The organism is Micrococcoides hystricis, assembly GCF_042434215.1.
Classification (GTDB): Bacteria; Actinomycetota; Actinomycetes; order Actinomycetales; family Micrococcaceae; genus Micrococcoides; species Micrococcoides hystricis.
This window is the reverse complement of record NZ_JBHLUB010000032.1, coordinates 1-15,110: the sequence shown is the minus strand read 5'-3', so window position 1 is coordinate 15,110 and position 15,110 is coordinate 1. Positions and strand designations below refer to the sequence as shown.

Below are 15,110 nucleotides of genomic sequence, written 5' to 3'. Positions count from 1 at the left end.
TGTGCCTCTTTTCGCGGGTGTGAGCGGTGGTTTTTCTTCACTGTAGCCGAATCAGGAGTTACTCGTTAGTATTGAATGGCGAATTCAGTTGCACTATTATCAACTCAGCATGTTTTGTACCGCCGCTCAACCGATGACATTTTACCGACCTTGAGACGATCGATCACCTAACACTTGCGCCCACTGCGCAGCGCCCAACCCTGATGTTTCGCGCGCGCCGCCACCGCGGGAAGGCCACCAAAGTTACAGCCTGACACCAGCTCATCACCCCAATCCAGACCCAACCCAACGTCCACCAACCCCGCCTCGCCCATCCCGGCCAAGGCGGTCATTCGCCGGCCAGTGCTGATCGGCTCCGGGGCCATCATCATCGCCATCGCCCTGTGGGCCATCTTGGCCCCCGACCGCGCCGGCGAGATCATCGGGGCCCTGCTGGTCTGGATCTCGGAAACCTTCGGCTGGTACTTCGTGCTCACCGCGGCCGTGGTCATCACCTTCGTGCTCTACCTCGCCTTCTCCAAGATGGGCGAACGCAAACTCGGCCCGGACCACGCCAAACCCCAGTTCAACCTCTTCACTTGGGCGTCCATGCTGTTCGCCGCCGGCATCGGCATTGATCTGCTGTTCTTCGCGGTCGCAGAGCCGGTCTCCCAGTACATGAACCCGCCCACCGGCGACGGCGCGACGGTGGAGGCCGCCCGGCAGGCCATCGTGTGGACCTTCTTCCACTACGGCCCGGTCGGCTGGGCCATGTATGCCCTGATGGGTGGCGCGTTCGCCTACTTCGCTTACCGCCGCAACCTGCCGCTGAACATCCGCTCGCTGCTGGTGCCCATTTTCGGCAACAAGGTCAACGGCCCGCTCGGCCATGGTGTGGACATCATGGCGGTGCTGGGCACCATCTTCGGCATCTCCGTCACCCTCGGCATCGGCGTCGTCCAGCTCAGCTACGGCATGCACGTGCTCTTCGGCACCCCGGACAATCTGGCCATGCAGATCGCCCTCATCGTGCTCTCGGTGCTGATGGCCACCATCTCCACCGTCACCGGCGTGGAGAAGGGCATCCGCCGGCTCTCGGAGCTGAACGTGCTGCTGGCCATCGCGCTGCTGCTGTGGATCCTGATCACCGGGGAGACCCGCACCCTGTTCGAGGGCCTAGTCATGAACGTCGGTGACTTCGTCGCCCGCTTCCCGCACATGATCATGGAGACCTTCGCCTGGGACCGCCCGGATGAGTGGATGCAGGGCTGGACCATCTTCTTCTGGGCCTGGTGGGTGGCGTGGGCGCCGTTCGTCGGCCTGTTCCTGGCCCGCATCTCCCGCGGCCGCAGCCTGCGCCAGTTCATCTTCGGCGTCATGGTCATCCCCTTCGCGTTCATCGCCATCTTCATCTCCATCCTGGGCAACTCGGCGCTGGCCGTGGTGCTGGGCGGGGACACCGAATTCGGCCAGACCGTCATCACCGTGCCGGAGCAGGGCTTCTTCACCCTGATGCAGCAGTACCCGGCCGCACCGCTCGTCGTTGGCTTGGCCCTGCTGACCGGCCTGCTGTTCTACGTGACCAGCGCGGACTCCGGGGCGCTGGTGTTGGCCAACCTGTCCTCCAAGATTGAGGACCCCAAGCAGGACGCGGATAAGCGGCTGCGCGTCTTCTGGGCCGTGGCCACCGGCCTGCTCACCCTGGGCATGCTGCTGGTCGGCGGGGTCACCACGCTGCAACAGGCCACCGTCATCATCGGCCTGCCGGTGTCCATCCTGCTCTATCTGGTCATGGTCTCGCTGTTCCGCGCGCTGAAGGACGAGTCCGTCCACCAGGAGGGCTACACCGCGACGATGCCGCTGCGCTTCGGCCACACGGAGATCAGCTGGCGCAAACGCCTGCAACAGGCCACCACCTTCCCGGATGAGGCGGACACCGCCAAGTACGTGGACGGCGTCGTCGAGCCCGCGCTGGAGGACGTCTGCAAGGAGCTGGCCGGCACCGGGGTGGACTGCGCCGTGGAGCGCACGGACACCGCCATCGACGGCATCGCCTCCTGGCTGCTGCGGGTGCGCTTTGCCAACCAGCAGGACTTCGTCTATCAGGTGTACCCGGTGGCCCAAGAGATCCCGACGTTTGCCACTGGCAAGAACATGGACATGAGCACCTACTACCGGCTGGAAGTGTTCACCGTCTCCGGTTCGCACGGCTACAACGTCTACGGTTACAGCTTTGACCGGCTGATCGCCGATGTGCTGGGCCACTTTGAGTCACTCTTGGAATACCTGCGCATCTCCGATGGCCGCACCGACGCCGCCGTGGCGGAGGAGGCCACCCGGGTCACCGATTGGAAGGACGATTTCCATGATCCGACCCCGCAGCAGCAGCCATAATCCACCACAATTCGACCACACCACAACACCCGTTGAAGGAGCATCCTAAGCATGTCAGCAACGCTGTACATCAACGGCGCTTGGCGCCCGGCTACCGCCGGCGGCACCCGCACCATCACCTGCCCGGCCGACCAGTCCGAGGTCGGCATCGTCTCGGAGGCCACCGAGGCGGACACCATCGAGGCGATTCAGGCCGCCCGCGCCGCCTTCGACTCCGGTGTCTGGTCCGAGGTCCCGGCCGCCGAACGCGGCGACTTTGTCCTGAAGATCGCCGACACCCTCGCCGAGCGCAAGGAAGACTTCGCCCGCGCCGAGGCGTTGGACACCGGCAAGCGCATTGTCGAAGCCCGCATGGACATGGATGACATCATCGCCTGCTTCCGCTACTTCGGGAAGCTCGCCGATGCCGACGCCGGCCGCGTCGTTGACGCCGGGGACCCGAACGTCGCTTCCGTCATCGTGCACGAACCCATTGGCGTTTGCGGGCTCATCACCCCGTGGAACTACCCGCTGCTACAGGCCGCCTGGAAAGTCGCCCCGGCCCTAGCCGCCGGCAACACCTTCGTCCTCAAGCCCGCTGAGCTGACCCCGCACACCGCCATCCTGCTGATCCAGCTCCTGGAGGATCTTGGGCTGCCCGCCGGGGTCGCCAACCTGATCACCGGCGCCGGAGCCAATTGCGGTAACCCGCTCTCCCAGCACCCGGACGTTGACTTGGTCTCCTTCACCGGCGGTTTGACCACCGGGCGGATCATCGCCGCCAACGCCGCGGACACCGTCAAGAAGATCGCCCTAGAGTTGGGCGGGAAGAACCCGAACATCATCTTCGCCGACGCCGACTTCGACGCCGCCGTAGATAATGCCGTCAACGGCGGCTTCGTCCACTCCGGCCAAGTCTGCTCCGCCGGTGCCCGGATCATCGTGGAAGAGTCCATCGCGGAGAAGTTCACCGCCGCGCTGCTTGAAAAAGCCGAAGCCATCCGGCTGGGCGGACCCTACGACGCGGCCGCCGAATCCAGCCCGCTCATCTCCGCCGAGCACCGGGACAAAGTCCACCAGTACGTCCAAGACGGCATCGCCGAGGGCGTCCGGGTGCGTTGCGGTGGACGCTTCGCCGAAGACGCCGACGCGGACCACGATGTCGCCGCCGGGCTTTCGGCCGGCTACTACTACCTGCCGACTGTTCTGGATCAGGTTTCCCGCGGCATGTCCGTGGTGACCGAAGAAGCCTTCGGCCCGGTCGTCACCGTGGAGACCTTCCGCACCGAAGAAGAGGCGATCGCCACCGCCAATGACACCATCTACGGGCTGGCCGGCGCCGTCTGGAGCAAGGACACCGGCAAAGCCCAGCGCATCGCGCGCAAACTGCGCCACGGCACCATCTGGATCAACGACTTCCACCCCTACCTGCCGCAAGCCGAGTGGGGCGGCTTCAGCCAATCCGGCATCGGCCGGGAACTCGGCCCCACCGGGCTGGCCGAATATCAGGAAGCCAAACACATCTACCAGAACCTCGCACCGGCCGTCACCGGCTGGTTCGGTCCAGAGAACTCCAACGCCGAGCACGCCAATACAGACGCCTAAACCACCGACCAACACCCGACTTACAAGGAGAACTGCATGGAAACCACTCATACCTTTGACTACGTCGTCGTCGGTGGCGGTTCTGCCGGCGCGGTCGTCGCCGCCCGGCTCAGCGAGGACCCCTCCGTCACCGTGGGGCTGCTGGAGGCCGGCGCCTCCGATGTTGACGCCGACGTCGTGCTCCAGCTGGACCGCTGGATGGAGCTACTGGAATCCGGTTACGACTGGGACTACCCCATCGAACCGCAAGAAAACAGCAACTCGTTCATGCGCCACTCCCGGGCCAAGGTCCTGGGCGGCTGCTCCTCCCACAACTCCTGCATCGCCTTCTGGGCCCCAGCGGAAGACCTCGACGAGTGGGCCGGCAAATACGGTGCCGAGGGCTGGGAGTCCGAGAACACCTTCCCGCTGTTCAAGAAGCTGGAAAACAACGAGGACGCCCACGCCGAGGGCGGCGAACACCACGGAACCGACGGGCCGGTCCGCCTGCAGAACGTACCCGCCGACGACCCTGCCGGTGTAGCCCTGCTCCAAGCCTGTGAACAGGCCGGCATCCCAAAGGTGAAGTTCAACAGCGGCAAAACCGTCATCAACGGCGCCAACTTCTTCCAAATCAACCGCAAGGAAGATGGCGCCCGGTCCTCCTCCTCGGTGTCCTACCTGCACCCCATCATGGACCGGGAAAACCTGACCATCCTCACGGACACCTGGGTCACCAAGCTGGAATTTGACGAGCAGAACAACTGCACCGGCGTACACGTGGTCAACAACGCCTTCGGCCGCCAGCACCGCATCGCCGCCGCCAAGGAAGTCATCGTCTCCGCCGGGGCCATCAACTCCCCGCAACTGCTGATGCTCTCCGGCATCGGCCCGGCCGAACACCTGCAAGAACACGGCGTGGACGTCCTGGTTGACTCCCCGGGCGTGGGCGAAAACCTGCAGGACCACCCCGAGGGCGTCATCCAATGGCAGGCCAAGAAACCTATGGTGCGCACCTCCACCCAGTGGTGGGAGATCGGTATCTTCACCCCCACCCAAGAGGGGCTGGACCGGCCGGACCTGATGATGCACTACGGTTCGGTACCCTTCGACATGCACACCTACCGGGCCGGCTACCCAACCTCCGATGACATGATCTGCCTGACCCCGAACGTCACGCACGCCAAGTCCAAGGGCACCGTCCGGCTGCGCTCCCGCGACTACCGGGACAAACCAGCGGTTGATCCACGCTACTTCACGGACCCAGAGGGCCATGACATGCGCGTGATGATCGCCGGCATCCGCAAGGCCCGGGACATCATGGCCCAACCCGCCATGGCCGAATGGGCCGGGGAAGAACTGGCCCCCGGCATCGAGGCCCAGACCGATGAGCAGCTAGAGGCCTACATCACCAAGACCCACAACACGGTCTACCACCCGGTCGGCACCGTCGCGATGGGCCCGGCCTCGGACCCGCTGACCCCACTGGATCCACAGCTGCGCGTCAAAGGCGTGAACCGGCTGCGCGTCGCGGACGCCTCAGCCATGCCGGAGATCGTGACCGTCAACCCCAACATCACCGTGATGATGATGGGTGAGAAGTGCGCGGAGATGATCAAGGCGGACAACAACTAACCCGCCCCGCACGGAACTCAACAAACGCCCGATGGCGGCCGACCACACCACGTGGCTGGCCGCCATCGGCGTCCCTGCCCCGGCCAGCAGGCAGTGTGAGCAAACCCATCGAATGTTCCCAAAGTTTGCGGCGTAGACTAAAGGCACGTTCCCTATTCGCACGCACCCCTAGGAACTTGTCATGGCTGAGACCGCAGACCTCAAACCCCGCCTCACCCAAGCCCTCGGCGCCGAGTTCATCGGCACCTTCTTCTTGGTCTTCGGTGGCGCTGGCTCCGCCCTCTACGCCGCGCTCGTGTTGAACGACGACGGCACCCAACTCGGCATCGGTTTTCTGGGCGTCGCGCTAGCGTTCGGCCTGACCGTGGTGACGATGGCGTACGCCGTCGGCCACATTTCCGGTGGACACTTCAATCCGGCGGTCACCCTCGGAGTCGCCGTCGCCAAACGCATCAGCTGGAAAGAGGCCGCAGCCTACTGGGTCACCCAGCTGATCGCCGGTATCGTCGCCGGTGCCGTCTTGCTGCTGGTCGCCTCCGGCAAGGACGGTTTTGACCCGGTCGAGTCCGGCTTCGCTTCCAACGGTTACGGCGACCGTTCCCCCGCCGGCTACTCCATGCTTTCGGTGTTCGTCGCCGAGGCCCTGCTAACCTTCATCTTCCTAATCGTCATCCTCGGTTCCACGGACCGCCGCGCACCGATCGGCTTCGCGCCGCTAGCCATCGGCCTCTCCCTGACCCTGATCCACCTGATCTCGATCCCGATCTCCAACACCTCGGTCAACCCGGCCCGCTCCCTCGGCACCGCGTTGTTCGCCGGACCGGAGGCCATCGGACAGGTGTGGATGTTCTTCGTCGCACCCCTGCTCGGGGCCGCCCTCGCGGGTCTGGCCTACAAATTCTTTGAGCCCGCCGCCAAGGAACAAATCGCCAACGCACCCGAACGCGTCAACGACTTCGAGTAACGTCTGACCCTAGGCATGCCGAATCGAATCCGGCTCGTTCGCGCACAGATACGCCGGCTCCACCTGAATGGTGGAATGCTGGATGGACACCTCAAAGTGCTCGGCCACGCACTCGCGCACCTTTTCTAGGACCTCGAGGGCGTGCCCGTCGGTAAAGCACTCCTCGTCCAACACCACGTGCGCCGTCAACGTCGGCAACCCGGTGGCCACCGTGCTGGCATGCAAATCGTGCACCTCACGCACATGCTCGACCGAGAGGATGTGCTCCCGCACCTCATCCAAGTCCAGGCCCTCCGGCACGAACTCCATGAGCACCCTGCCCGTGGCCACCATCAGCCGGAAAGCACGCGGTACCATCAACCCGGCGATCAGCAGACCGGCAATCGCGTCCGCCCGCTGGAAACCGGTGGTCCCGATGACGACGGCCGCCGCGATCACCCCAACCGAACCCAACGCATCATTCAAGACCTCCAAAAACGCTGCGCGCATATTGAAGTTCACGCTGCGCTTACGCGCCAGAATCGCCAACGCAATCAGGTTCGCCGCCAGACCAACCACACCGAAGATCAGCAGTTCTGTGGCCGGCACCTCCGGTGGGGAAAACAGTCGGCGGACGCCCTCGAACGCGGCATACAAACCCACCGCCAGCAGCAGGACCGACTGGCCCAAGGCCGCCAACACCTCGATGCGGCGGAACCCCCACGTCCGCTTCGAATCCGCCGGCCGCAACATCAACGTCGCGGCAATCAACGCCACCAACAGCCCCGTCGCATCCGTGATCGCATGCGCCGTATCCGTCAACAGCGCCAATGAACCGGTGACCACCGCACCAATGGCTTGCGCGAGGACGATGACCACGGTCAAACCGAACACGATCCACAACGTGCGTCGGTGATCTCCCGGGCCACTGAGTTCTTCCACGGACGGACCGTGATGGTGATGATGCGCGCCCACAACTACTCCTTCTGCACTGCGTTCGGGGCACGCAAGTGCTCGCACAGCTGCTCGTCCTTGCCGGTCGCCTGAAGCAAGGCTCCGGCGGCATTGATCACATCCGCCAGCAACACCGGGTGTGCCAACGAATACCAGGAAGACCGCCCCTGCGGACGCAGCCGAACCAGCTCACACTCGAGCAAAAACTTCAGATGCTTGCTCACCGTCGACTGGCTGATGTCCAGATGCTCCACCAAATCACACACCCGATGCGGACCATAGGCCAGATGCTGCAGCACGGCCAGCCGCGATGGATCCGCCATCGCCTGAAACAGGTGGGCATACACGGCAGTCGCGGCCTCGTCGAGCTCGCCCACCGCCACCGCAGCTTTGACTGTCATCGCCTCGGTCTCCTCACGAATAAATTCTTTTCACCAGCAATACATCTCTCACTAGCGATGATACCTCTCAAGCTGAATGAAAGGTAGTGTCCCCGGTCACCTCAGGTTCACGCAACCGTCGTTTTCGTCACCTCGCCGGAAGCCATATTCCGCGTCATTCCGGGGCTCTGATGCTTACAAAGACTTCAATCCGAAGTGCTCTCGCCGCGCGGCCACACCACTAGAGCACGTCGGACAACAAGTGGCTGAGCCGTTCAAATACCCGCCGCCAAAGTTTTTCCTCCGTGCGCCACCACGTTAAAACTCAGCGCCGAAAGTATGAAGGGTCACCCTTTCACCCCCTCCTTTAAGAAAGAGACACCATGATCCCCCAGAAAAGCCTGAAGTCTGCGTTCGCAACCGCAGTATTACTTGGCCTAGCTGCAACGGCCGCACCAGCTGCACCAACCGCCAGCACGGCCAGCGCACCCGCCACACCCTCAGCCCTGAGCTCCGCGTCCGTCACTGGCAGCACCACTGCCCTCACCCCGTTCGCACCCGGGACCGGAGCAGACTGGCAAGAGAACGCCTATCGTGGCTCCGTCCACGTAGTGCCGGGCCCGGAAAAGAACAACCGGAAGTTTGTCCGCGGCACGGTTTTCGTGGACCGTAACCAAAACTCCCGCCAGGACAAGAAGGAACGGGGACTAGCCGGCGTCACCGTCTCTAACGGACTCGACGTCACCACCACGGACAAGAAAGGCAACTACAAGCTGCCCGTCCGGGACAACATGAACGTCTTCGTCACTCAGCCAGCCGGTTACCGCGTGCCGGTCGACGAGGATAACATCCCCCAGTTCTCCTACACCCACCTACCCGAGGGCTCCCCGACGCTGAAATACGGCGGAATCGAGCCGACCGGTGGAATCCCGAAACAGGTAAACTTCCCACTGGCCAAAGACCGACTCACCAATCAGGACCGGCAGAACTGCGTGGTGGCCGGAGATGTGCAGACCTACAACAAGAAAGAAGTTGAGTACGCACACGCCGGCGGCATCAAGGATCTGGCCAACCGTGACGACTACGCCGGCTGCGGCGTCATCTTCGTGGGCGACATCGTCGGCGATGACCTTTCCCTGTACCCGGACATCCGCACGATGACCGCCCGCCTGAATGGTCCCGCATGGCTGATGCCGGGCAACCATGACATGGACTTTGATGCCCCGAGCCGGGACCACGCCTACGACACCTACCGGAATCAGTTTGGCCCCACCTACTACTCCTACGATTCCGGCAAAGCCCACGTGATCGCGCTGGAGACCGTGGACTATCCGCTGGCCGGCGCTTCCGGTTACAACGCCTCCATCGACGAAGACCAGCTACGCTGGCTGGCACGAGACCTAGCCCGCGTACCTAAATCAAAGACCATCGTCCTCGCCGGGCACGTCCCACTACTTGATTTCGCCGACGCCGGTTCTACCAAGCACCAGATCGACCAAGTCAAGAAGATCTACTCCTTGCTACTAGGACGCAAAGTCGTCAGCCTTGGCGGGCACACGCACTCCTTGGAGAACTTGCGCGCTGGGGATTCCCTCACCGAGTGGTCATCGGTCATGGGCGTGGACAAGCTCCCGTTCACCCACCTGACGGTAGGAGCCATCTCGGGTGACTGGTACAAGGGCAAGCTCAACGCGAATGGGGTGCCCTCTGCTGTTCAACGCGACGGCGCATACCCGGGCATCCTGACACTGGAATTCAACAAGAACTCCCTCACCGAACGCTTCACGGTACGCGGTGAATCCGCCGATCAACAGATGTCCCTCGGACTGAACACTCCGCGCTACCGGAACTTCTTCGAGGAATTCAAGAACGCTCGCGGCAAGGGGCACAGCTATAGCGAACCCATGTCGGTGACCCGCAGCGAACTCAAAGACTCGTGGTTGACCACGAACTTCTGGATGGGCTCCAGCGGCGCTTCCGTGCGCGTGTCCATTGACGGCGCACCTGCTGTTGAGGCCGAACGCACCCAGCCGATGCGGGGTGAAACCGTCAAGGTGGGTGCCGAATACTCCGATCCGGCGGCAGCCATCCAGCAAATCGAACACGGTGGTTCCCTCGCCGATCGCTCCATGCACCTGTGGCGTTCTCCGCTGCCGCACAAGCTGAAGGCTGGCCAGCACACGGCCACGGTCACGGCAACAGACGTCCACGGCCGCACCTTCACGGAAACCATCGAGTTCACCGTCACCAAATAAATAGTTCAGCCTGCCCTCACCTGCAGTGCTGGGCAGCATCGTTGACCGTCGCAGCATCCCGGTCGCTCGGTATCCGGGGTGCGGCGGCGGTCTTCGTCATGCCCGCCTCGTCACACCAGGCACCTTATTTTCGCCACTTGTAGACAAACCTCATGCACGCACGTTAAAGCTTCTGCGCTGTGCGCTAAGCCACACTTGAAGACATCAAGACACCGAACACCACTACAGCCCATGTTTTAGGAGAAACACCATGAAGCACTACGTCGGTAACCTCGATTCCGCCCAGTTCCAGCCTTTCCCGCACCCGGCCGACCCGTCCCTGTCCGCCGGTGAGTTCGCGTGGATCAAGGAAGACCGTGTCTCCTTCTGGCGCGCCAACGAATCCAACATGCCACAGGTGGCCCCCTACCCATTCCTGCGTGAAGAAATCATCCACGTCCTTGAAGGGGCCGTGCAGATCGAGATCGAAGGTGGCGAAACCATCTCCCTGAAGGAAGGCGACGTCGCGTCCTTCGACAAGGGGCTGAACTCCACCTGGACCTTCACCTTCCCGTTCACCAAGCTCTCCGTCTTGGCTGACTAAGCATCCGGCACGTTTTACTGAAAGGCAACACTCATGTTTGACGCACAGGTAGCTGTCATCGGCCTCGGCGCTAACGGCGCCCAAGCCATGTATCAAATGGCCAAGCGCGGCATCAAGGTCATCGGCTTTGAACAGCACTGGACCCCCAATGAGCGCTCCGGGCACGCCGGCGAACACCGTCTGCTGCACCCGCTGCCGTTCACCCCGCAGGGCTCGGCCGATCACGAAATCCTCGAAAACATCATGCCTGCATGGAAGAAGTTTCAGAAGGAAACCAAATCCAACTGCCTGATTGAGTCCGGCGTGCTCTGCTTTGGCTCCGCCACCGATGACGAGTTCCAAGTCGTCGCCGAGAACGCCCGCATTCGGGACGGTCACGACCGCAACGTCCTCGACGCCGAGGCCATGCGCAAGAAGTACCCGCTGTTCAACACCAAGGATGACGGCCTAGGTGTCTTCGATGAACAGGGCGGTGCCGTCCGCTCGGAGATGGCCGTGACCACCGCGGTCAACGGGGCCATCAAGAACGGCGCCCAAATCGTCACCGGCACCAAGGTTCACGGCTGGGCCATTGACCCGGACAAGGTCCGTGTCTTTACCCGGGACAAGGAATACGTCGTCGAAAAACTGGTCGTCACTCCCGGTGCCTACATCGCCGAACTGCTGCCGCACCTGCCAATCCGCGTCCGTCGCCTCGTGATGGGCTGGTTCGCTCCAGAGCCGGAGTACATGGAAGCCTACTCCTCCCCTGACTTCCCGGCCTTCCACGGCTCCATCCCGCACCGTCGCGGCGAGATGATCTACGGGGCCCCATCGCTGGACCGCCCGTACGTCAAGATCGGTGGCGACTTCAACTGGGGTCTGGTGGACGAGATCGACCAAACCGATTTCAAAGTTCTCCCCGAGGACCTAGACGGCATCCGCATGATGGCCTCCGAACGCTTCGTCGGCCTGCAGAACGCCCCGATCCGCTCGGTGAAACTCGTCGATGGTTGGACCGTTGACTACGAGGCCCTCGTCGGTAATTACGGCCCGTCCGGTCGCGTCATTCTGGCCACCGGGTTCTCCGGCTACGGCTTCATGGTCTCCCCGGTCATGGGTGAGATCGTGGCCGACCTGGTGGAGAAGGAATCCACCAGCTACAACATCGATCACCTGAACCCGAACCGGTTCACCGACAACCACAACAACCTCTACGACTGGTACGCAGAGACCGGTTCGTGGAACCGAAAGTGGGCCAAGCTCTAAGCCACCTACTTCGAGCTGCCACTGATGTATAACTGAATACCACCTCATAGCCCCGGCGCCACCCAACCCATGTTTCTCTGTCCAATCCCCTTGGACGGGTTGGCCGCGCCGGGGTTATACCTTTTAAGCCCGCCGATGGCGTAGAGTCAGCTAACGTCATCCCACCCAAGAGAGCAGGAGCATTCGTGGAGTTCGCAGACTTCGTCCCCTCCGGCAACCAAGCCGTGGACCCGCAACTCTACGAGATCGAGAACCAGGCCATCGACCGGGATGGCATCATGTGGAATCGCTTGCAACGTCTCGCCCGATGGCGGGGCAAAACACTGCTGGACCTGGGGTGCGGATCCGGTTACTGGTTGCCCAAGTACCATGACGCCGCCGAGGTGATTGGCGTGGAACCGGACGCCAGCCTCATCGGATTGGCCCGCTCCCGCCCGGGCGGGGCAACCGTGCTGTCCGGTTCTGCCGAACAGTTGCCGCTAAAGGACGCCTCGGTGGACGTCGTCCATGCCCGTTTCGCCTACTTCTTCCCGCACCCGGGCTTCGATCCCTCCGCGGGGTTAGCCGAAGTTCGTCGGGTGTTGCGCACCGGCGGCTCTCTCATCGTCATCGACAATGACACCCAAAACGGCGAGTTCGCGGAGCTGCTGCGCAACAGCCCGTGGGCCGAACAGCAGGGGCAAGACACCTACGCCATCGACTGGTGGCAACGCCAAGGCGCAACTACCCACCCGGTCATGAGCTCCTGGCAATTCGACTCCCGGGCCGACTTGGAAGCCGTGCTCCGCTTAGAGTTCCCGGCCGACGTTGCCGATGAGTGGCTCACCGCCCACCCGGACCGAACCCATCTCAGCTACGGCTACCTGCTGCACCACTGGCGGAAGTAGCCCTCTTCCTAACTGTAAACAGCGTGTATCTTGCAAGAAGTCTCTGCGTCACACTAGGACTTTAAAAAGCCAAGAATCTCTTCGGTCAGCTCCGCCGGCGTATTCTCACCAATCCGCTCACCGATGCTGCGCGGCGCCAACACCAGCGTTTGGAGCTCCTGGGGCTCAAACTCCAGATCCAGCTGGCGGCCAAGATCGGCCACCACATGTTTCGCCATGGAGTAGGCACCACCTTTCCGGAACGGTTTGTCTGCGGCTGCCGCACTGGTCAACACCACTCGTCCGCCCGGGTTCTTCCGCCAGTACGGGCCCAACACTTCCAGCATGCGGGTCACCGGATAGACGTTGGCCTCAAACAGGGACTGAAACTTGTCGGTGAAGCCCGCCTCGCCGATGCCCTCGTCCTTGCTGTAGGCACCGTTGATGAAAACCGCACCGGAAAGTCGCTGGGCGTGTTCTTCGGCAGAATCTACAAGTCCCTGAACGAAGGCGGCATCGTCAAGATCTCCCTCATGAATGGAAATGTTCGGGAACTCGTAGCGCTCTCCTGCCACCGGGCGACGAGTGTGCACCAACACGTGATAACCGGCCTCTGCGAGCGCGGGAACGACCACACCGCCGAGGGCGCCCGTTCCCCCTAGCACCACGACGGCTTCGGCTGCTTTGGACATGAGGTACCTCGTTTCATCGCCAACGCACAGCACCGTGCGCTCGCACCGCTAGAACTCTTGCTTCTATGCTGTCGCAGTTCGCCGTCAGGGACAAGGAAAACGGGCTCGGGGACACTTCGGCCGGTCGTCCCTCCACAGGCTCCCACTGGAGCAAAACAGCTGATCAGCAATAGAGGCAAGCACAGCGGCAGAGCAACTGTTCAGCCTACGCTGCTGCCTAGAACCGGACACCGTCACCCCTGATAACGGTTCACCAAGGCGAGGAGGAGGTCAGCATGGATCCGCAAACATGGCTCGCAGCTATCAACGATGCCGCCGAGATTTCCGCTGCCGACTCTCCTTGGGTGCTGGAAGCAGAGGACCACTTAGCGGGATTCCTGTATGCCCAGCGGATCCGTCGCGTGCACCGCAAAATGGTGGCCATTGCACAGGAAGATTCCGAGAATTTCACGTCCGACCAGTTGACCGTGGCCTACTTGGAGGCGAACAACGCGGTCTTCCGTCGAAAAGTTGAAACATCCCTGTTGCAGGGCTCCACACTGACTAAATCGCAGGCCAGCGAACTCCTCTTGCACAGCGCAAACCTGCATCAGCACGCACCCGAACTCCTGGATTTACTCGAGCAGGGCAAGACCACCGTCGCCGAGGCAACGCTCATGGCGCAAAAGCTCCGGACCATTCGGCCGCCAAAGAAAACCCAAAAACCTGACGGCGACCAATGGCAGCCTGGCGAGTTCGAAGCTGCCACGCGGGCAACGGAAGAGGCCAAGAACGCCCTCGGCGAAGGCCTGACCAAGCTTGCCGGCAGTAAGAAAGATCTGCCTGATATTCAGCACGAGGCCGAGCAGCTACGGCACCGGCACCACCCTGAGTCGGCGCAGCAACGTCATCGGGCAGCCAACCAGACCCGGCATGTCCGGATCACACCAGCCCCGGACGGTATGGCCCATCTTTTCGCTCGCATCAGCGCCGATGATGGCACTAAGATCCAGCAGGCTCTCGCTGCCGCAGCACAGCAGCTCGCAGCCGACGGATCCGCAGCCGACGGATCCGCAGCTGGCCGCACTCGGACTCAATTGGAAGCTGACCTCCTCGTGGACGCCCTTGCCCAAACCCGCAGCCCCGCCAACGGTTCCGGTGCTGCGCCAGCGTCCTCGGGCTCCCGGGAGCCGAAACCTCATTCACAAGCGTCTCTGCCGGGCTTGGAGCTATCCGCCACTCCGGCAAACGGGGTATCACCGGGCAACTCCACTTCCGGGGTCACCGTGATGGTGCTGGCAACACTTTCTGAGCTCGTGAACCTTGGTGGCACCGTAGATCCAGACCGGATGGGCTTTCTCAGACAGCACTACCCGGATCTCTGGGCGCAAGCCGAACGCAACAGAGTTTTCTATCAAACCCCACCGGCGGAACGAGAAACCACGCATCCACCCGGCGTCCTTGAGGCCGGGGCTAGCGTGAAGATCGTTGGTTCCAGCGTTCAACCTGGAACGAAAGCTTCGGCAGAATTAATCGGCTCTTCGGAATTTTGGGTGTAGATCGGTTTTGTGATCGGGGTGTGTTGAAGGCATAAAAAGTGTCGAGGTCTTTCGAAGATGGAAGTGCTGAAACAACACAT

General features: G+C 62.4%; 12 protein-coding genes. 9 read left to right on the top strand and 3 right to left on the bottom strand.

Annotated elements, in window-relative coordinates:
- The first annotated feature begins 312 nt into the window (after nucleotides 1-312).
- The 4 genes from betT (at nucleotide 313) to aqpZ (ending at nucleotide 6,535) form a co-directional block, all read left to right on the top strand.
- The gene (betT, locus tag ACFFFR_RS10365; protein WP_377460738.1) at nucleotides 313-2,373 is read left to right on the top strand and encodes a choline BCCT transporter BetT; all 2,061 of its coding nucleotides are present in this window, start codon (nucleotides 313-315) and stop codon (nucleotides 2,371-2,373) included.
- A 51-nt stretch (nucleotides 2,374-2,424) separates the two neighbouring features.
- On the top strand, nucleotides 2,425-3,957 hold the full coding sequence (locus ACFFFR_RS10360; RefSeq protein WP_377460202.1) for an aldehyde dehydrogenase family protein: 1,533 nt from the start codon (nucleotides 2,425-2,427) through the stop codon (nucleotides 3,955-3,957).
- Between the two features lie 36 nt (nucleotides 3,958-3,993).
- Nucleotides 3,994-5,571 carry a GMC family oxidoreductase gene (locus ACFFFR_RS10355; protein WP_377460200.1) on the top strand — a complete coding sequence of 526 codons (1,578 nt, stop codon included), beginning with the start codon at nucleotides 3,994-3,996 and terminating at the stop codon, nucleotides 5,569-5,571.
- A gap of 181 nt (nucleotides 5,572-5,752) precedes the next feature.
- Complete coding sequence (aqpZ, locus tag ACFFFR_RS10350) at nucleotides 5,753-6,535, top strand: aquaporin Z (RefSeq protein WP_377460198.1); 783 nt, start codon at nucleotides 5,753-5,755, stop codon at nucleotides 6,533-6,535.
- A gap of 9 nt (nucleotides 6,536-6,544) precedes the next feature.
- On the opposite strand, the gene ACFFFR_RS10345 is transcribed toward aqpZ, so the two are convergent.
- Together ACFFFR_RS10345 and ACFFFR_RS10340 are read right to left on the bottom strand one after the other, a co-directional pair.
- Nucleotides 6,545-7,489: a cation diffusion facilitator family transporter gene (locus ACFFFR_RS10345; RefSeq protein ID WP_377460196.1), complete on the bottom strand. Its 945-nt coding sequence runs from the start codon at nucleotides 7,487-7,489 to the stop codon at nucleotides 6,545-6,547.
- Nucleotides 7,490-7,491: 2 nt separating this feature from the next.
- Nucleotides 7,492-7,869, bottom strand: a complete 378-nt coding sequence (locus tag ACFFFR_RS10340; protein WP_377460195.1) for an ArsR/SmtB family transcription factor — start codon at nucleotides 7,867-7,869, stop codon at nucleotides 7,492-7,494.
- A gap of 362 nt (nucleotides 7,870-8,231) precedes the next feature.
- On the opposite strand from ACFFFR_RS10340, the gene ACFFFR_RS10335 reads away from it, so the two are divergent.
- The 4 genes from ACFFFR_RS10335 to ACFFFR_RS10320 all read left to right on the top strand — a co-directional run bounded on the left by ACFFFR_RS10335 (nucleotide 8,232) and on the right by ACFFFR_RS10320 (nucleotide 12,821).
- Nucleotides 8,232-10,103, top strand: coding sequence for a calcineurin-like phosphoesterase C-terminal domain-containing protein (locus ACFFFR_RS10335; RefSeq protein WP_377460194.1), 1,872 nt, complete (start codon nucleotides 8,232-8,234; stop codon nucleotides 10,101-10,103).
- Between the two features lie 250 nt (nucleotides 10,104-10,353).
- A complete protein-coding gene (locus tag ACFFFR_RS10330) occupies nucleotides 10,354-10,686 on the top strand; it encodes a cupin domain-containing protein (RefSeq protein ID WP_377460192.1) in 333 nt (110 codons plus the stop codon).
- A gap of 33 nt (nucleotides 10,687-10,719) precedes the next feature.
- Nucleotides 10,720-11,934, top strand: a complete 1,215-nt coding sequence (locus tag ACFFFR_RS10325; RefSeq protein WP_377460190.1) for an FAD-dependent oxidoreductase — start codon at nucleotides 10,720-10,722, stop codon at nucleotides 11,932-11,934.
- Nucleotides 11,935-12,119: 185 nt separating this feature from the next.
- Entirely contained in the window at nucleotides 12,120-12,821 is a 702-nt protein-coding gene (locus ACFFFR_RS10320; RefSeq protein ID WP_377460188.1) for a class I SAM-dependent methyltransferase, read from the top strand.
- 53 nt (nucleotides 12,822-12,874) lie between these two features.
- Here the strand turns inward: ACFFFR_RS10320 and ACFFFR_RS10315 are convergent, their stop codons facing one another.
- Entirely contained in the window at nucleotides 12,875-13,492 is a 618-nt protein-coding gene (locus ACFFFR_RS10315) for an SDR family NAD(P)-dependent oxidoreductase (RefSeq protein WP_377460187.1), read from the bottom strand.
- 275 nt (nucleotides 13,493-13,767) lie between these two features.
- Between ACFFFR_RS10315 and ACFFFR_RS10310 the strand changes: the two genes are divergently transcribed.
- Nucleotides 13,768-15,030 (top strand): DUF222 domain-containing protein, encoded by a 1,263-nt coding sequence (locus ACFFFR_RS10310; protein WP_377460185.1) that lies wholly within the window; start codon nucleotides 13,768-13,770, stop codon nucleotides 15,028-15,030.
- Nucleotides 15,031-15,110: the final 80 nt, after the last annotated feature.